General features: G+C 73.5%; 14 protein-coding genes and 1 tRNA gene. 6 read left to right on the top strand and 9 right to left on the bottom strand.

Annotated features, from left to right (window positions below; genetic code table 11):
- Positions 1-29: 29 nt before the first annotated feature.
- Positions 30-410, bottom strand: a complete 381-nt coding sequence (locus ACH4UK_RS13075; RefSeq protein ID WP_398356094.1) for a hypothetical protein — start codon at positions 408-410, stop codon at positions 30-32.
- A 228-nt stretch (positions 411-638) separates the two neighbouring features.
- Here ACH4UK_RS13075 and ACH4UK_RS13070 point away from each other — a divergent pair, with 228 nt between their 5' ends.
- Positions 639-1,982 carry an MFS transporter gene (locus tag ACH4UK_RS13070; protein WP_398356093.1) on the top strand — a complete coding sequence of 448 codons (1,344 nt, stop codon included), beginning with the start codon at positions 639-641 and terminating at the stop codon, positions 1,980-1,982.
- Between the two features lie 101 nt (positions 1,983-2,083).
- On the opposite strand, the gene ACH4UK_RS13065 is transcribed toward ACH4UK_RS13070, so the two are convergent.
- Both ACH4UK_RS13065 and ACH4UK_RS13060 read right to left on the bottom strand, forming a co-directional pair.
- Positions 2,084-2,683, bottom strand: a complete 600-nt coding sequence (locus tag ACH4UK_RS13065) for a flavin reductase family protein (RefSeq protein ID WP_398356329.1) — start codon at positions 2,681-2,683, stop codon at positions 2,084-2,086.
- Between the two features lie 67 nt (positions 2,684-2,750).
- Positions 2,751-3,356 carry a CGNR zinc finger domain-containing protein gene (locus ACH4UK_RS13060; RefSeq protein WP_398356092.1) on the bottom strand — a complete coding sequence of 202 codons (606 nt, stop codon included), beginning with the start codon at positions 3,354-3,356 and terminating at the stop codon, positions 2,751-2,753.
- A 159-nt stretch (positions 3,357-3,515) separates the two neighbouring features.
- Here ACH4UK_RS13060 and ACH4UK_RS13055 point away from each other — a divergent pair, with 159 nt between their 5' ends.
- On the top strand, positions 3,516-3,971 hold the full coding sequence (locus ACH4UK_RS13055; RefSeq protein ID WP_398356091.1) for a VOC family protein: 456 nt from the start codon (positions 3,516-3,518) through the stop codon (positions 3,969-3,971).
- A gap of 34 nt (positions 3,972-4,005) precedes the next feature.
- Positions 4,006-4,941: a pyridoxamine 5'-phosphate oxidase family protein gene (locus ACH4UK_RS13050; RefSeq protein ID WP_398356090.1), complete on the top strand. Its 936-nt coding sequence runs from the start codon at positions 4,006-4,008 to the stop codon at positions 4,939-4,941.
- Between the two features lie 24 nt (positions 4,942-4,965).
- On the opposite strand, the gene ACH4UK_RS13045 is transcribed toward ACH4UK_RS13050, so the two are convergent.
- Together ACH4UK_RS13045 and ACH4UK_RS13040 are read right to left on the bottom strand one after the other, a co-directional pair.
- Positions 4,966-5,820: an enoyl-CoA hydratase/isomerase family protein gene (locus ACH4UK_RS13045; protein WP_398356089.1), complete on the bottom strand. Its 855-nt coding sequence runs from the start codon at positions 5,818-5,820 to the stop codon at positions 4,966-4,968.
- Entirely contained in the window at positions 5,811-8,039 is a 2,229-nt protein-coding gene (locus ACH4UK_RS13040; RefSeq protein WP_398356088.1) for an acetate--CoA ligase family protein, read from the bottom strand. Before ACH4UK_RS13040 ends, ACH4UK_RS13045 begins: the two co-directional genes overlap by 10 nt.
- A 203-nt stretch (positions 8,040-8,242) precedes the next feature.
- Between ACH4UK_RS13040 and ACH4UK_RS13035 the strand changes: the two genes are divergently transcribed.
- Positions 8,243-8,316: transfer RNA gene (locus ACH4UK_RS13035), tRNA-Met, on the top strand.
- A gap of 143 nt (positions 8,317-8,459) precedes the next feature.
- Positions 8,460-9,338 carry an NAD(P)H-binding protein gene (locus ACH4UK_RS13030; RefSeq protein ID WP_398356087.1) on the top strand — a complete coding sequence of 293 codons (879 nt, stop codon included), beginning with the start codon at positions 8,460-8,462 and terminating at the stop codon, positions 9,336-9,338.
- 126 nt (positions 9,339-9,464) lie between these two features.
- Here ACH4UK_RS13030 and ACH4UK_RS13025 read toward each other — a convergent pair whose 3' ends face one another.
- The 4 genes from ACH4UK_RS13025 to ACH4UK_RS13010 all read right to left on the bottom strand — a co-directional run bounded on the left by ACH4UK_RS13025 (position 9,465) and on the right by ACH4UK_RS13010 (position 13,088).
- A complete protein-coding gene (locus ACH4UK_RS13025; protein ID WP_398356086.1) occupies positions 9,465-10,415 on the bottom strand; it encodes an AraC family transcriptional regulator in 951 nt (316 codons plus the stop codon).
- A gap of 106 nt (positions 10,416-10,521) precedes the next feature.
- On the bottom strand, positions 10,522-11,001 hold the full coding sequence (locus ACH4UK_RS13020) for a carboxymuconolactone decarboxylase family protein (RefSeq protein ID WP_398356085.1): 480 nt from the start codon (positions 10,999-11,001) through the stop codon (positions 10,522-10,524).
- 226 nt (positions 11,002-11,227) lie between these two features.
- A complete protein-coding gene (locus ACH4UK_RS13015; RefSeq protein WP_398356084.1) occupies positions 11,228-11,647 on the bottom strand; it encodes a hypothetical protein in 420 nt (139 codons plus the stop codon).
- 253 nt (positions 11,648-11,900) lie between these two features.
- Positions 11,901-13,088, bottom strand: coding sequence for a flavin-containing monooxygenase (locus tag ACH4UK_RS13010; protein ID WP_398356083.1), 1,188 nt, complete (start codon positions 13,086-13,088; stop codon positions 11,901-11,903).
- A 224-nt stretch (positions 13,089-13,312) separates the two neighbouring features.
- On the opposite strand from ACH4UK_RS13010, the gene fepB reads away from it, so the two are divergent.
- The gene (gene fepB, locus ACH4UK_RS13005; protein WP_398356082.1) at positions 13,313-14,344 is read left to right on the top strand and encodes a Fe2+-enterobactin ABC transporter substrate-binding protein; all 1,032 of its coding nucleotides are present in this window, start codon (positions 13,313-13,315) and stop codon (positions 14,342-14,344) included.

Here is a 14,344-nt window from a genome sequence, read left to right as displayed (position 1 = left end):
CCGCTTCCCGTCGCGCGTCCGCTCCCGGCTCACTTCTTGCTGCGGGCCCGCTCCTCGCTCGCCTGCATCTCCAGCACTTCGAAGACATGGGCGCTGATGCGCCGCCGGGAGGTTCCGCTGACGATGAGCGCCGCGCCCACCGCGGTCGTGGGGACGGAGAGGGCCAGGAGGCCGACGAGCTCGGGCCATTCGCGCTGCCCGGCGCACACGGAACGGCTGTTGTGGGAACCGCCGTTCTCCAGGGGAGAGCCGCATTCCACGTCGCGGATGTGGGACGGGACGCTGTACGGAACCAGCAGCAGCCAGCCGAGCCGGAGCAACAGCCCGGCCGCCACGGCGGACAGACACACTCCCCAGACCAGCCGGGTCCCGGCTCGACGGTCGAATTCCTGACGGGCGGCCCAGTGCATGACACTCCTCGTACTCGGCTCTCGCGGGCGGGTTCTCGCGTACGAGCCGAGATCGTACGCAGGCCCGGTGCGGGCCGGGACGGGCGGCCGGGCAGTGGAGCGGCTGGGCCCGGTGGGACGGCGAGGCCCGGTGGTCCGTGGTCCGGATGACGGGACAGGAGCCCCGCGTGGCCGGATCTCTGCGAAGCGTGTCCAACGGGCCACTCGTCGGGGGCCGCCCGGCCCCGGATGCTGGCTGACGTGACCTACCTGACCAAGACCGCCGGTCCCGGGGCCGCCGCCCCGGGGAGGCCCGGCCGCCGGTTGCCCTTCTCCGTCCATCGGGCGTGGATCGTCGCCGCCGTCACCTTCGTGACGATCATCGGCGGTGCGGCGTTCAACTCCCTGCCCGGACTGCTCATCGACCCGCTCCACACCGAGTTCGGCTGGTCCCGGGGCGAGATCGGGCTCGCGGTCTCCATCGACATGGCGCTGTACGGGCTGACCGCGCCGTTCGCCGCCGCGCTCATGGACCGCTTCGGTATCCGGCGGGTCGTGGCGCTCGCGCTCACCATGGTGGCGGCCGGGGCGGTCGCCAGTGTCTGGATGACCGCCTCCTGGCAGCTGATGATCTATTGGGGGCTGCTCGTCGGCCTCGGCACCGGGTCGATGGCGATGGCGTTCGCCGCGACCGTCACCAACCGCTGGTTCGTGGCCCGCCGGGGTCTGGTCACCGGCATCCTCACGGCGGCGGGGGCCTCCGGGCAGCTGGTCTTCCTCCCGCTCTGCGCCTGGATCGTCGACGAACACGGCTGGCGGCCCGCCTCGGTCACCGTCGCCCTGGCGTCCCTCGCCGTCGTCCCGTTCGTCTGGTTGCTGATGCGCGACCACCCGGCCGATGTGGGGCTCGCCCCGTACGGCGGTACGTTCGTGGCGAAGCCGGCGCCGGCCCGGGGCGCCGCGCGCCGGACGGTGCGGGTGCTGTTCGACGCGGCCCGCACCGGACCGTTCTGGCTGCTCGCGGGCACCTTCGCGATCTGCGGGGCTTCCACCAACGGCCTGATCCGCACCCACTTCGTCCCCTCCGCCCACGACCACGGCATGCCGATCACGGCGGCGGCCTCGCTGCTCGCGGTGATCGGGGTCTTCGACGTCGTCGGCACGATCTTCTCCGGCTGGCTCACCGACCGCTTCGACGCCCGCCGGCTGCTCGCCGTCTACTACGCGCTGCGCGGGATCTCGCTGCTGTTCCTGCCGATGCTGATGGCGCCCGAGGTGCAGCCGCCGATGATCTTCTTCATCGTGTTCTACGGCCTGGACTGGGTCGCCACGGTCCCGCCGACGCTGGCGCTCTGCCGGGAGCAGTACGGCGAGGACAGCGCGATCGTCTTCGGCTGGGTGCTGGCCTCGCACCAGGTGGGCGCGGCCGTGGTCGCGTTCCTCGGCGGGGTCGCGCGGGACGTGTTCGGCGACTACGACGTGGTCTGGTACGCGTCGGGGGCGCTGTGCGCGGTGGCGGCGCTGATGTCGCTGGTGATCCGGCGGGTCCGGAACGCCGGGAAGGACGTCCAGGAGGTGCCGGACACTCCCTGAGGGCGGTCCGGACACTCCCTGAGGGCAGTCCGGACACTCCCTGAGGGCGGTCCGGGCGGTCAGGGGTCCGGGCGGTCCAGGTGTTTCCGGCGCGGCGGCCCTCAGCGGCTGAACCGGCCGAACGCCCCCCGGTGGAACAGCAGGGGCTCGCCCTCGTCCGCCGCCCCCAGCGCCTCCACCCGGCCGACCACGATGAGGTGGTCGCCGCCGGTGTGGACGGCATGGACGCGGCAGTCGATCCAGGCGGGCACGGAGTCCAGCAGCGGCGACCCGGTCGCCGGGGCGTCCTCGTAGGCCACTCCCGCGAACTTGTCGGCCCCGCTCACCGCGAACCCCCGGCAGAGCGCGCCCTGTTCCGCGCCCAGGATGTTCACGCAGAACGCGCCGGCGCGGGCGATGCGCGGCCAGGTCGTCGACGTACGGGCGACCATGAAGGAGACCAGCGGCGGGTCCAGCGAGAGCGAGGCGAAGGACTGGCAGGCGAAGCCCGTCGGCCCGTCCGTGTCGCGCGCGGTGACCACGGTGACGCCACTGGCGAAGTGCCCCAGCACCCGCCGGAACTCCTGCGGTGCGACGGGCAGCCGCTCGTCGTCCCGTACCGCTCTCAGGTCCGGCCGGGGCAGCGCCTCGGGAGGCGCCCCCGGTGCGGCTGTCGTGGCGGCGCCGACGGACCTGAGGTACCGGACGGCGGTGGCGGCCATGCCTGCGTGTCCCATCACGCCGTCCATTAGAGCTGACGGCTCGTCAGATGTGAACCCGTGCGGACGGTCAGGAGCCGGAGCGCCGGGCGTAGTGGCGCTGCGCCTTGGCGCGGTTGCCGCAGCCGGCCATGGAGCACCAGCGGCGCGTCCCGTTCTTGGAGACGTCGTAGAAGTGCAGGACGCAGGCGTGGTTCGCGCAGGGGCGGATCCGGTCGGGGCGGTCCGCGACCAGGCGCAGCCAGTTCTCCGCCGCGTGCCAGGCGGGGATCCAGGACGCGTCCTCCACCACCACCGCGGACTCCGGCGTCCCGTCGGGCCCCAGTGTGCGGCGGATGTGCCCGTGGGAGAGGACCTCGTTCAGCCGGTCGACGTCCTCGGGGGCGGCCGGATCCCGGCGGGCGGCCGCGGTGGCCAGCGCGTGGAGTGCGGCCCGGGTCAGGAGCAGCCGGTCCAGCGTGGTGCGGTCGGCGGCCGGGGTGCGGGCCGTCGCCGGGGCCGGGTCCGCTCCGAGGCGTTCGCGTACCGGAGGGCTGTCCAGCCACAGGGTCAGACCGGCCGTGGAGTCCAGCAGGTCGTGCGGGCCGTCCCCGTCGATCCAGCGGGTGTTGAGCAGGTCGAGGGCGAGCGGCTCGCCGGTCAGCGGCCGGGGGTCGGCCCCGGGGGAGTGCGGCACGACTGGGCTCCTTCGTCACGCGGGGCGGAACGGCTGACCCGTCGATCATAACCAGCCAAACGAAGATCACCGGTTGACGCTGCTCATTCTAACCTTCAAACTAAAGAACAACGGTTACGAGATCACCTCGCGGCCCTGACCGAAGGAACGGGATCGACCATGGGCAAGGCGAAGAACCTCCAGACGGGCCACGTCGGCCTCAACGTCACCGATCTGGCACGCTCGACCGCCTTCTACCGCGAGGTCTTCGACTTCGAGGTGCTGTCCGAAGGCAAGGACGCCGATCGCCGCTGGGCCTTCCTGGGGCGCGACTCCCGGCTCGTGGTGACCCTGTGGCAGCAGAGCGAGGGCACGTTCGCGACGGCCCTCCCCGGTCTTCACCACCTCTCGTTCCAGGTGGACTCCGTCGAGGAGGTCCGGGCCACCGAAGCGGTCCTGCGCGGGCTGGGCGCGGAGTTCGCCCACGAGGGCGTCGTGCCGCACGGCGAGAGCGGGGTCTCGGGCGGCATCTTCTTCACCGACCCCGACGGCATCCGCCTGGAGGTCTACGCGCCGACCGGGGCCGACCCGGCGGACGCCCCGACCGCCGGTGCTCCCACCTGCGGCTTCTTCTAGGCATCGGCAGAGCGGAAGGGCAGGGTGCAGGGCCATGAGCGGATATCACCGAGGAGAGATCGCCGTGCAGGAGCGGGCGGGTCTCGCCCGGCGGGCGGCGAGCGCGCAGCGGGCCGTCCGCTCCGACATCCCCCGGGTCGCGGCGGACTTCCTCGTCCAGCAGCCCTTCCTGGTGGTGGGCGGCGCGGACGAGCGGGGGCGGATCTGGGCGACCCAGCTCACCGGTGAACCGGGATTCCTGAGCGTTCCCGCGCCGGACACCCTGGTCATCGGGGCGCTGCCCCGGCCCGATGACCCGCTGGCCGGACTGCTGACCGGCGCCGGCACGGGCGGGGCCGCCCCGGGCCGGATCGGCATGCTCGGCATCGAACCGGCCACCCGTCGGCGGATGCGGATGAACGGCCGGGCGGTCCGGGACGGGGACGGGCTCCGCGTCGACCTCGACGAGGCCGTCGCCAACTGCCCCAAGTACATCCAGGCCCGCCGGCCCCGCCGGATCGCTCCGGGGGAGGAGACCGGGCAGCGGCACACGGTCCCGGACGGCGACGCGCTGAGCCCCGCGCAGCAGGAGGCGCTGCGGTCCGCCGACACCTTCTTCGTCGCCACCGCCTCCGACCGGGGCGACGCCGACGCCTCGCACCGGGGCGGCAACCCGGGCTTCGTCCAGGTGCTCACGCCCCGGCTGCTGCGCTGGCCCGACTACGCGGGCAACGGCATGTTCCTGACCCTGGGCAACCTCGAACTCAACCCGGCCGCCGGACTCCTCGTGCCCGGCTGGGACACCGGGACCTCCCTCCACCTGACCGGCCGCGCCCGCACGGTCTGGGACGAGGACGCGGTGGCGCGGGTCCCGGGGGCGGAGCGCCTCGTGGAGTTCGAGGTCACCGCCGTGCGGGAGATCGCCGCCGCCTCCCCGCTGCGCTGGTCGGAACCCGACTTCCATCGCTTCAACCCGCCGGTGGCCGGCTGATCCGGAGTGCCGGGGACGCCCTTCTCAACGGCCCCGGTACTCCGGCGCGCGGCGCTCGACGAAGGACGCCACGCCCTCGTCGGCGTCGCGCGTGGTCATGTTGATCTCCTGGGCCGCCGCCTCGGCCGCGAACGCGGTGGTCCGGTCGCTGTCCAGGGAGGCGTTCACCAGCTGCTTGGTCAGGGCGAGGGCGCGGGTGGGCCCCCCGGCGAGCCGGCCGGCCCACTGTCCGGCCAGGGCCTCCAACTCCCCGCCCGGCACCGTGCGGTTGACCAGGCCCAGCCGCTCGGCGTCCGCCGCGGTGAGGGCGTCCCCGAAGAACATCAGCTCCTTGGCGCGCTGCGGCCCCACCAGCCGGGGCAGCAGATACGCGCCGCCGCCGTCCGGGACGAGTCCCCGGCGTACGAAGACCTCGATGAACTTCGCCGTGTCGGCCGCCAGGACCAGATCACAGGCGAACGCCAGATGCGCGCCGATCCCGGCCGCCGTTCCGTTGACGGCGGCGATCACCGGCTTCTCGCAGTCCAGCACGGCGGCGATGAGCCGCTGCGCGCCGAGCCGGATGGTCCGGGCGACATCCCCGGGGACGCGTTCGCGCGTCCGGGCCGGGGCGGCGCGCAGATCCGCCCCGGCGCAGAAGCCGCGGCCGGTGGCGGTGAGCACGACGGCGCGTACGGCGGGGTCGGCGGAGGCCTCGGCCAGCAGGGCGATGATCCGCTCCCGCTGGTCCGGGGTGACGGCGTTCATCACCTCCGGGCGGTTGAGGGTGATCCACGAGACGCCGCCGTCGAGGGAGTGCAGGACGGTCGTGTCCCGGGGGGCGGCCGCTGCCCCGTCCCGGGGGGCGGTGCCCGCCGACGCCTCCCCGCTCACCGGCACACCGCCAGCGCGTCCAGGGCCACCGCGCCCTGCCCCCGGCCCAGCACCACCAGTGGGTTGATGTCCAGTTCGGTCAGGTCGTCGCCCAGCTCCAGGGCCATGCGCTGCACCCGCAGCACCACTTCGACGAGCGCGTCCACATCGACGGGGGGCCCGCCGCGCACCCCCTCCAGCAGGGCCCGGCCGCGCAGCTCCCCGAGCATGTCCCGGGCCTGCTGCTCGCCGAACGGGGGCACCCGGACCGCCGCGTCGTGCAGCACCTCCACCAGGACCCCGCCGAGTCCCACCGTGACGGTCGGGCCGAAGAGGGCGTCGTGGGTGACCCCGACCATCATCTCGACGCCCCGGTCGATCATCTGGCAGACCAGGATGCCGTCCAGGTCCACGGACTCGTACCGGGCGATGTCGGTCAGCTCGCGGTAGGCGTCGCGGACCTGGCTGGCCGAGGTGAGACCGACCTTCACCAGGCCCAGCTCCGTCTTGTGGGCGAGCCGGGGGCCGGACGCCTTCATCACCACCGGGTAGCCGACCGGGCCCGCCGCCCGGACCGCCGCCGCAGCGCTGGTCACCAACTGCTCGCGCGGCACCCGGATCCCGTACGCGCGCAGCAGCTGCTTCGCCGCGTGCTCGCTGAGCTGCTGCCCCGGCCGCAGCAGGCCCTGCGCCTTGCGGAAGGACGGCGACGGGGTGCGCGGGGCGTCCTCGAAGGGGGAGCGGTAGCGGTCGGTGAAGCGGTGGTGGTCCAGGTAGGCCTTCACCGCGGTGACGCAGTTGCGGGCGGTACGGAAGGTGGCGAGGCGGGAGGAGCCCAGCAAGGTGGTGCGGTAGGCGTCCTCGGTGCCGACGGGGGAGCCCCAGATGACGCAGACCAGCTTGTCGGTGGCCTCCGCCGCGTCCGCCAGGTCCTGGGCGAGGCGGTCGCTCATCGGAGGGAAGGGGCCGGTGATCGGACAGATCAGCACCCCGACGGTCGGGTCGGCGAGGATCGCGTCGATGATCTTGCGGCCGCGCCAGTCGCCGACCGGGTGGCCGCCGTTGTCGACGGGGTTGGCGACGTCGAGGTACCCGGGTATCCAGGTGTGCAGCTCCTCCTGCTTCTCCGGCGACAGCGTGGGCAGCGAGAGCCCCGCCGCCGTCGCCAGGTCCGCGAAGTGCGCGCCGGTGCCGCCGGAGATCGAGTACACCGCGACCCCGTCGGCCTGCGGCGGCCGGGCGCGGGCCAGCAGGGCGGCGGTGTCCTGGAGCTCGTCCAGGCCGTCCACCCGGATCACCCCGAACTGCCGCATCGCGGCCTCCACCACCTGGTCCGCCCCGGTCAGCTTGCCGGTGTGCGAGGCGGCCGTACGGGCCCCGGCCTCCGTGCGGCCCACCTTCACGGCGACGACGGGAACCTTGGCGCGGGCGGCCCGGTCGGCGGCGAGCAGGAAGGAACGGCCGTCCTTGAGCCCCTCGACGTAACAGGCGATGGCCCCGACCTCGGGGAGCTGGGCGAAGTACGCGAGGAAGTCGGCGGTCTCCAGATCGGCCTCGTTGCCGGTGGGGGCCCAGTGGGAGAGCCGGATGCCCAGCTCCTGGAGGGCGTGGAGGGGGCGGCCCTGGTGCCCGGACTGGGTGATCAGGGCGATGGCGGGCCCCTCCAGGTCCTCCCGGAACCGCTCGAAGGCGTTCAGGTTGGTGTTCGGTCCGAGCAGCCGCAGCCCGGAGCGCTCGGCGGCCGCCGCCAGCCGGGCCTGGGCGGCCGCGCCTGCCTCCCCGGTCTCGGCGAACCCCGAGGCGAAGGCGACGGCGAACGGCACCTTGGCCTCGCCCAGCTCCTCGATCACCGGGAGCGGGTCCGCGACGAGGAGGACCGCGAGGTCGACCGGTTCGGGTACCCCGGCGACCGTGGGGAAGCAGTCCCGGCCGAACACGGCGCGGCGGGTGGGATGCACCGGGTGCAGCTTGGCCCCGACCCGGTCGGCCCAGGCGATGAGCTGCCGGGTGATGCCGGTGTTGGGGCGGCCCTCGGTGTCCGATGCGCCGACGACGGCCACCGATCGGGGCCGGAAGAAGCGGTCCAGGTCGGGCACGGTCAGGTGCAGCGGTCGCCCGCTGACGTCGAGGCCGCCCCGGGCCGAGGCCGTCGGCAGGCTGACGACGGCGGCGTGCGGTTCCTCGCCGCAGGCCACCACCCGGGCACGGAAGTCGGTGGTGAGGGTGCCGTGAGTCGATCCAAGCATCGTTCCGCCCACTCCTGCTCGATGGCCCGCCGGTGAACGGGCGGGGCCGGCCGGTTAGCTGACACCCTGTCAGGTTACTGAACTGACGCTGCGTCAGGAATGGGTGTGCAGGCAAAGGCTCGGGTGAGCACCGGGCGGCCGTGCGGGCGGAGCCCCTCGTGGTCACGGCGGGGCATTCCGTGGCGTAGTGTGGGGTCTACCGACGCGGGGTGGAGCAGCTCGGTAGCTCGCTGGGCTCATAACCCAGAGGTCGCAGGTTCAAATCCTGTCCCCGCTACTGATGTGTACGACGGTGGCCCGGATCCTCGAGGATCCGGGCCACCGTCGTATGCGGCCCCAGGTCCGGCGGCGGACGCTCGGACATCCCTCCCGGAGGCTGAGCCATGGGCGCAGGCCGCCCCGCCGCGTGAGGCTGGTGCCATGACTCAGACAGACACGACCTCCGCGACGACCTCCGCCCAGGGCCCCGTACTCGTGACCGGCGGCACCGGCAAGACCGGCCGCCGGGTGGTGGCCCGCCTCCGCGAGCTGGGGGTGGAGACCCGGGCGGCCTCGCGGTCCGGGGACACCCCGTTCGACTGGACGGACCCCACTACCTGGCAGGCCGCCCTGGACGGCGTCGCCGCCGTCCACATCACCCCGCTCGACGCCTCGCCCTCCCCGACGCCCGCCTTCGTCGAACAGGCCGTGGCGAGCGGGGTGCGGCGGCTGGTGCTGCTCTCGGCCCGGGGCACGGATGTGCCCGGCTACTTCGGCCCCGCCTACGAGGACGGCGGACCGCACGGCGAGGGCGAGCGGGCCGTCCGCGCCTCCGGCGTGACCTGGACGATCCTGCGGCCCGGCTGGTTCTCCCAGAACTTCAGCGAGGGCGTCTTCCTCGACGGCGTACGCGCCGGGGAACTGGCCCTGCCCACGGGGGACGGGAAGGCCGCGTTCATCGACGCCGACGACATCGCGGCGGTGGCCGTCGCCGCGCTCACCGAGGACGGTCACGCGGGCGAGGAGTACGGCCTCTCGGGCCCGCGCGCGCTCGGTATCGCCGACGTCCTGGACGCGATCGCGAAGGAGACCGGGAAGCGCGCCGCGTACGTCCCCGTCGAGGCGTCCGCCTTCCGGGCCGGGCTCGCCGCCCAGGGCTTCTCGGACTGGGAGGCCGGCCTCTGGACCGACGCCCTGGAGCCGATCACCACGAGCCGGGAGGCGCCCGTCCTGGACGGGGTACGCCGGGCGCTGGGCCGGGAGCCGCGCGACTTCGCCGACTTCGTCCGGGACGCGGCGGCGCGGGGCGTCTGGGGCTGAGCGCCCGCCGGGCGGTGGGGTGAGGCTCGGGCCGCCCCGGCGCTCGGCCCGAGCCTCGGGGTGCGGCCGCCCTGGCACGGGCCCGAGTTCCGTGGTGTGCGGCCGCCCCGGCGCTCGGCCCGAGCCTCACCCCGCCGGGGCGGCCGCCTCCACCGCCTCCACGGCCGACGCCTCCCGCCGGAACGCGCTCGGGCTCGCGCCGCGCAGCCGCTTGAACGCCGCACTGAAGCCGAACGCGTCCGCGTAGCCGACCCGCCGGGCCACGGCCGCCACGGTCAGCTCCGGGCGGGTCAGCAGGTCGGCCGCGAGGGTCATCCGCCACTCGGTCAGGTAGGCCACCGGCCCCTCCCCGACGAGCTCGGTGAACCGCTTCGCCAGCGTCGTCCGGGACACCCCCGCCCGGCTCGCCAGCTCCGCCGTCGTCCAGGGGTGCGCCGGATCCCCGTGCATCGCCCGCAGGGCCGGCCCGGCCACCTCGTCGCCGAGCGCGCCGTACCACCCCGGCGGATCCGCCTCGGGCCGGTCGAACCAGTCCCGCAGCGTGCACACCAGCATCCAGTCCAGCAGGCGGTCGAGCACGATCTGGTCGCCCGGCCGCCCGCGGCCGATCTGCGTCTCCAGGTAGTCGCGCAGCGGCGCGCAGTCCTGCTCGTCGGGCACCACGAGGGCGGCCGGGAGCGCCCGCAGGAGCCGCTGGGGCACCTGCGCCTGCACGTCATAGGTGGCGGCCAACAGCACGGTGGAGCAGTCGAATACGGGTCCGGAGTCCGGCCCGGACCCCAGGCCCCAGCGCGCCTCCCGCACGTCGCCGTCGGCCCGCCCCGCCCCCGTACCGTCCGCCGGGTCGTCGGTGAAGACGAACGGGGCCGGGCCCCGGACGATCGCGGCCTCGCCGACCTCCACCCGCAGCGGCTCGCCCCCTTCCGGCACGATCCACCCCGCACCGCGCAACGGCAGACACAGAGTCAGATACGCCCCGTCCGTGAACCGCAGTGACCACGGCGCACACAGCACCGAACGGCCGAACACCGCGCCCTTGCCCCGCACGCCCCGCAACAGCTCGTCGAACACGTCCATGACGCCACTGTAGGCAGCACCGCGGCCGACCCGGACGATCGCCTGTGCACGGCGGACGGACGCCCATGAGCCGGGCGCCGCCCGCCGCACCGCGGTCGGCGGACCCTCAGACGTGCTCGAGCTGACCTGCGCGGTAGGCGCCGGCCGGGTGCTGGAGGATGACGTTCAGCCGGTTGAAGGCGTTGATCATGGCGATCAGGGAGACCAGGGCGATGAGCTGCTCCTCGTCGTAGTACTGGGCGGCGTTCGCCCAGACGTCGTCCGGGACCCCGCCCGCCGCGTCGGCGATGCGGGTGCCCTGTTCCGTCAGTTCCAGCGCGGCGCGCTCGGCGTCGGTGAAGCAGGTGGCCTCCCGCCAGGCGGCGAGCAGGTTGAGGCGCAGCGGGGTCTCCCCGGCCGCGGCGGCCTCCTTCGTGTGCATGTCCAGGCAGCCGCCACAGCCGTTGATCTGGCTCGCGCGGATCTTCACCAGCTCCTGCGTCACCGGGGGAAGCGCCGAGTCCTCGACGACCTTGCCCGCCGAGATCAGGTGCTTGACGAGCTTGCCCGTGGCGGGGCTGGTGAAGACGTTGAGACGGGCGTTCATGAGGTGCTCCTCTGTTGTCATCAGTGACTCACATACCGGACGGATCGAGCCCGTGCGGATGTGACATCGGAGCGCGGGACGGCCGTCACCAGGCCGGCCCGGCCTGGAGACCGGGTCGGGTGAATGCGGCAGTCCCCGGTGTTCTCGCTTCGGCCGCCCGGACGTCGCGTGGCAGCCGGGCGATCGACGCGCGACGCCTCCGCGCTCGGCTTGTCCGCCGACAGGGCTACCGGGCGCGACGGATCCGTTCCAGCCGGGCTCGACGCTCAAGTCCTTCCCGTCGCTCGCGGCGCGCAAGGACGGTTCCCACGACGGCAGAAACCGGCAACAGGAGACTGACAGCCGCACCGGACAGGATGAGCAGCCATGCCGCACCGGCGGCATCGCTCGTCTGCCGCTCAGCAACCTCCTCGGGGGTGCCGCCGCCTATCAGGACGACACACTCCTGCACCGCGGGATCGCAAAGGTACGGCCCGGCGTCACCGAGCTGCTTGATCCCGAACCCCAGGAGGAGAATTCCCGTCGACTGGATCACAAGAGCGAGCAGGAGACCGGGAACTGCCCACTTCCACGTCTGGCTCTTTCCGTGCGACGTCCGCGCCACAGCGTGTACTCCCCTCCTCCTGGCCCGCTTCAGCGCCTGCACCGCGTCGAAGGCTCGGTAGGGCCTGTGATGCCGCGGCACCACAACACGCTACTGGCTTGGTTCCAGGCGCTGGAAGCCCTTCGAGGGCTGACGCGAAGGTTCCGAGCCGCGCTCTACCGCGAGCCCCCGGCCCCGGGCCACTCGACGCCCTCCGCAACCACGTTCCGCGCCGACTGGATGAAGGAGCGCAGTGCCGCATGCCGGGCCAGGTACACCGGCACCGCGGGCGCGTCGCGGAGGGCGGGCGGGGTCCTCAGCCCGACGCCACCCTCTTGGCGATCTTCCCGGCGTCCAGGGCCAGTTCGCGGAGCATCCCGCTGATCGGGTTGGTGAATCCGGTGAAGTAGAGCCCCGGGGCCTGCTTCGGCGAGCGGCCGCCGTGGGTGACCGGGCGGCCCTGCCCGTCCAGGACGTCGAGGTGGCCGAGCAGCGGCTCCAGGGCGCGGTCGTAGCCGGTGGCTGTGATGACGGCGTCGGGGGTGAGGCGGGTGCCGTCGGTCAGGACCACCGTCTCCTTGTCGAAGGAGGCGACCGTCGCCACCGGGGTGACCCGGCCGGCCTTCACCGCGTCGATCAGGCCGACGTCCTGGACCGGGGTCGCGCCCTCCTTCATACGGGAGTACAGACCCGTCGTGGGGCGGGGCAGGCCCCGGTCGCCGAGGTCGGGGGCGGCGACCCGGCTCAGCAGGCCGCTCGCCCGGTCGACGAGCCACACCGGCAGGCGGCGGATCAGGATGCCCGCCGCCTGCGCGGGCACGCCCGCCGTCGAGCGGCGCACGATGTGCGGGGCGGTGCGCACCGCGATCCGTACCCGGGAGGCCCCGCCCTCCGCCAGGTCCACCGCGATCTCCGCGCCCGTGTTGCCGATGCCGACGACCAAGACGTCCCGGTCCGCGTACGGGGCCGGGTTGCGGTACCCCGCCGCGTGCAGCAGCTCGCCGGTGAACGTGTCGCTCCCCGGCCAGTGCGGGATGCGCGGGGTGTGGTTGAAGCCCGTGGCGACGACGACCGCGCGGCCCCGCAGGACCCGGCCGCCCGTCGCGGTGAGCTGCCAGTCGCCGGAGCCGTCGGGGGCCGGGTCGACCCGCGTCACCTCGACGCCCGTCACCACTTCCAGCTCGTGGTGCTCGGTGTACTTCTCCAGGTACCGCACCACATCGTCCCGGCCCACCCAGCGCCCGAACCTGCGCGGCATCTTCAGCCCCGGCAGCGCGGACCAGCGGCGGGTGGTGTGCAGGTGCAGCCGGTCGTAGTGGCCGCGCCAGGACGCGCCGACCCGGTCCGACTTCTCCAGGACCACCGCCCGTACGCCCCGGGTGCGCAGCGCGGCAGCGGCGGCGAGGCCTCCGGGGCCGCCGCCGATGACGTAGACGGGACGGTCGTCCGTACGGTCGGTGGGGGCGGCGGCACGACTGCCTGCGGGGGATGGGCTGTTGGGCATGGTTCGGAGCGTAATCGCCCGCTCTGTTGATGGGTCTCGGTCAAGAGGGAAAACGATTGCGAATTGATCACGGGGGGTGTGATGCGGTGATAGATCCCCCTTCGCGCCGCTCGCTGTGAATAAGGTAAGGCTAACCTTGCTTTGTTGAGCGGGATGGCCATCGGGGGTCTGTCGCGCGGCACCGTGCCGCGCGCCCACCCGGGGGCCGAAGGGGTGGGACGTACATGAACGGCAGACAGGCGGCGCGGACGGCGACCGGTCGTGGGGGATCCGGAAGGCTCCGGGCCCGGTTCGGGGGCGTGGCCGTGCTCGCCGCCGGACTCCTCGCGCTCACCGCGTGCGGGGGCGGCGCGGACGGCGCGGACGCCCGGGGCGGTGACGGGGCGGCTGCCACCAGGACCGTGAAGCACGACGCCGGGACCGCCGGGAAGGTGCCCGTCCAGCCGCAGCGGATCGTCTCGGTGAGCGTCACCATGACCGGTCACCTGCTGGCCCTCGACGCCCCGGTCATCGCCTCCCAGGCCACCCCGCCCTCGGTCATCACCGACCGGCAGGGCTTCTTCACCCAGTGGTCCGGGGCCGCCGCCGAGAGCGGCGTCAAGGTCGCCTACCAGGGCTTCGAGCCCGATGTGGAGAAGGTCCTCGCGCTGAAGCCGGACCTCATCGTGGGCGCGTCCTCCGGCGCGGAGAACGCCGAGAAGTTCTACGACAAGCTCTCCGCCGTCGCCCCGACCCTCCTCTACCGCCACGACGACGTCTCCTGGCAGGACCTGACCGTCCGCCTCGGCGAGGACCTCGGCCGGGAGAAGCGGGCGGGCGAGGTCGTCGCCGCCCACGAGAAGCGGGTCGGCGAGGTCAAGGCCGCCATCACCGTGCCGAAGCAGTCCGCCGCCCTCGTCCGCGACAACCAGTCCGCGCTGACCGTCTTCACCCCCGAGTCCGCCCAGGGCCGGCTGCTCACCTCGCTCGGCTTCACGGTGCTGGAGCCGCCCGCCGGTCAGGGGCAGACGCAGGGCGGCCGTTCGGACTTCGCGGAGTTCAGCCAGGAGAAGGTCGCCGACACCGCGAAGGACAGCTCGCTGCTCTTCGTCAGCCACACCCCCGAGGAGATCACCGCCGCCACCGCGCGCCCGGTCTGGAAGGACCTGCCCGCCGTGGAGGACCGGCGGGTGTACGACCTCGGCCTGGACACCTTCCGGCTGGACTACTACAGCGCGGGCAACCTGATCGACAAGATCGAGAAGGCCTTCGGCTGA

The organism is Streptomyces sp. NPDC020884 (assembly GCF_044333935.1).
Taxonomy (GTDB): Bacteria; Actinomycetota; Actinomycetes; order Streptomycetales; family Streptomycetaceae; genus Streptomyces.
The sequence above is the reverse complement of the archived record's forward strand: the minus strand, read 5'-3'. Positions and strand labels throughout refer to the sequence as shown.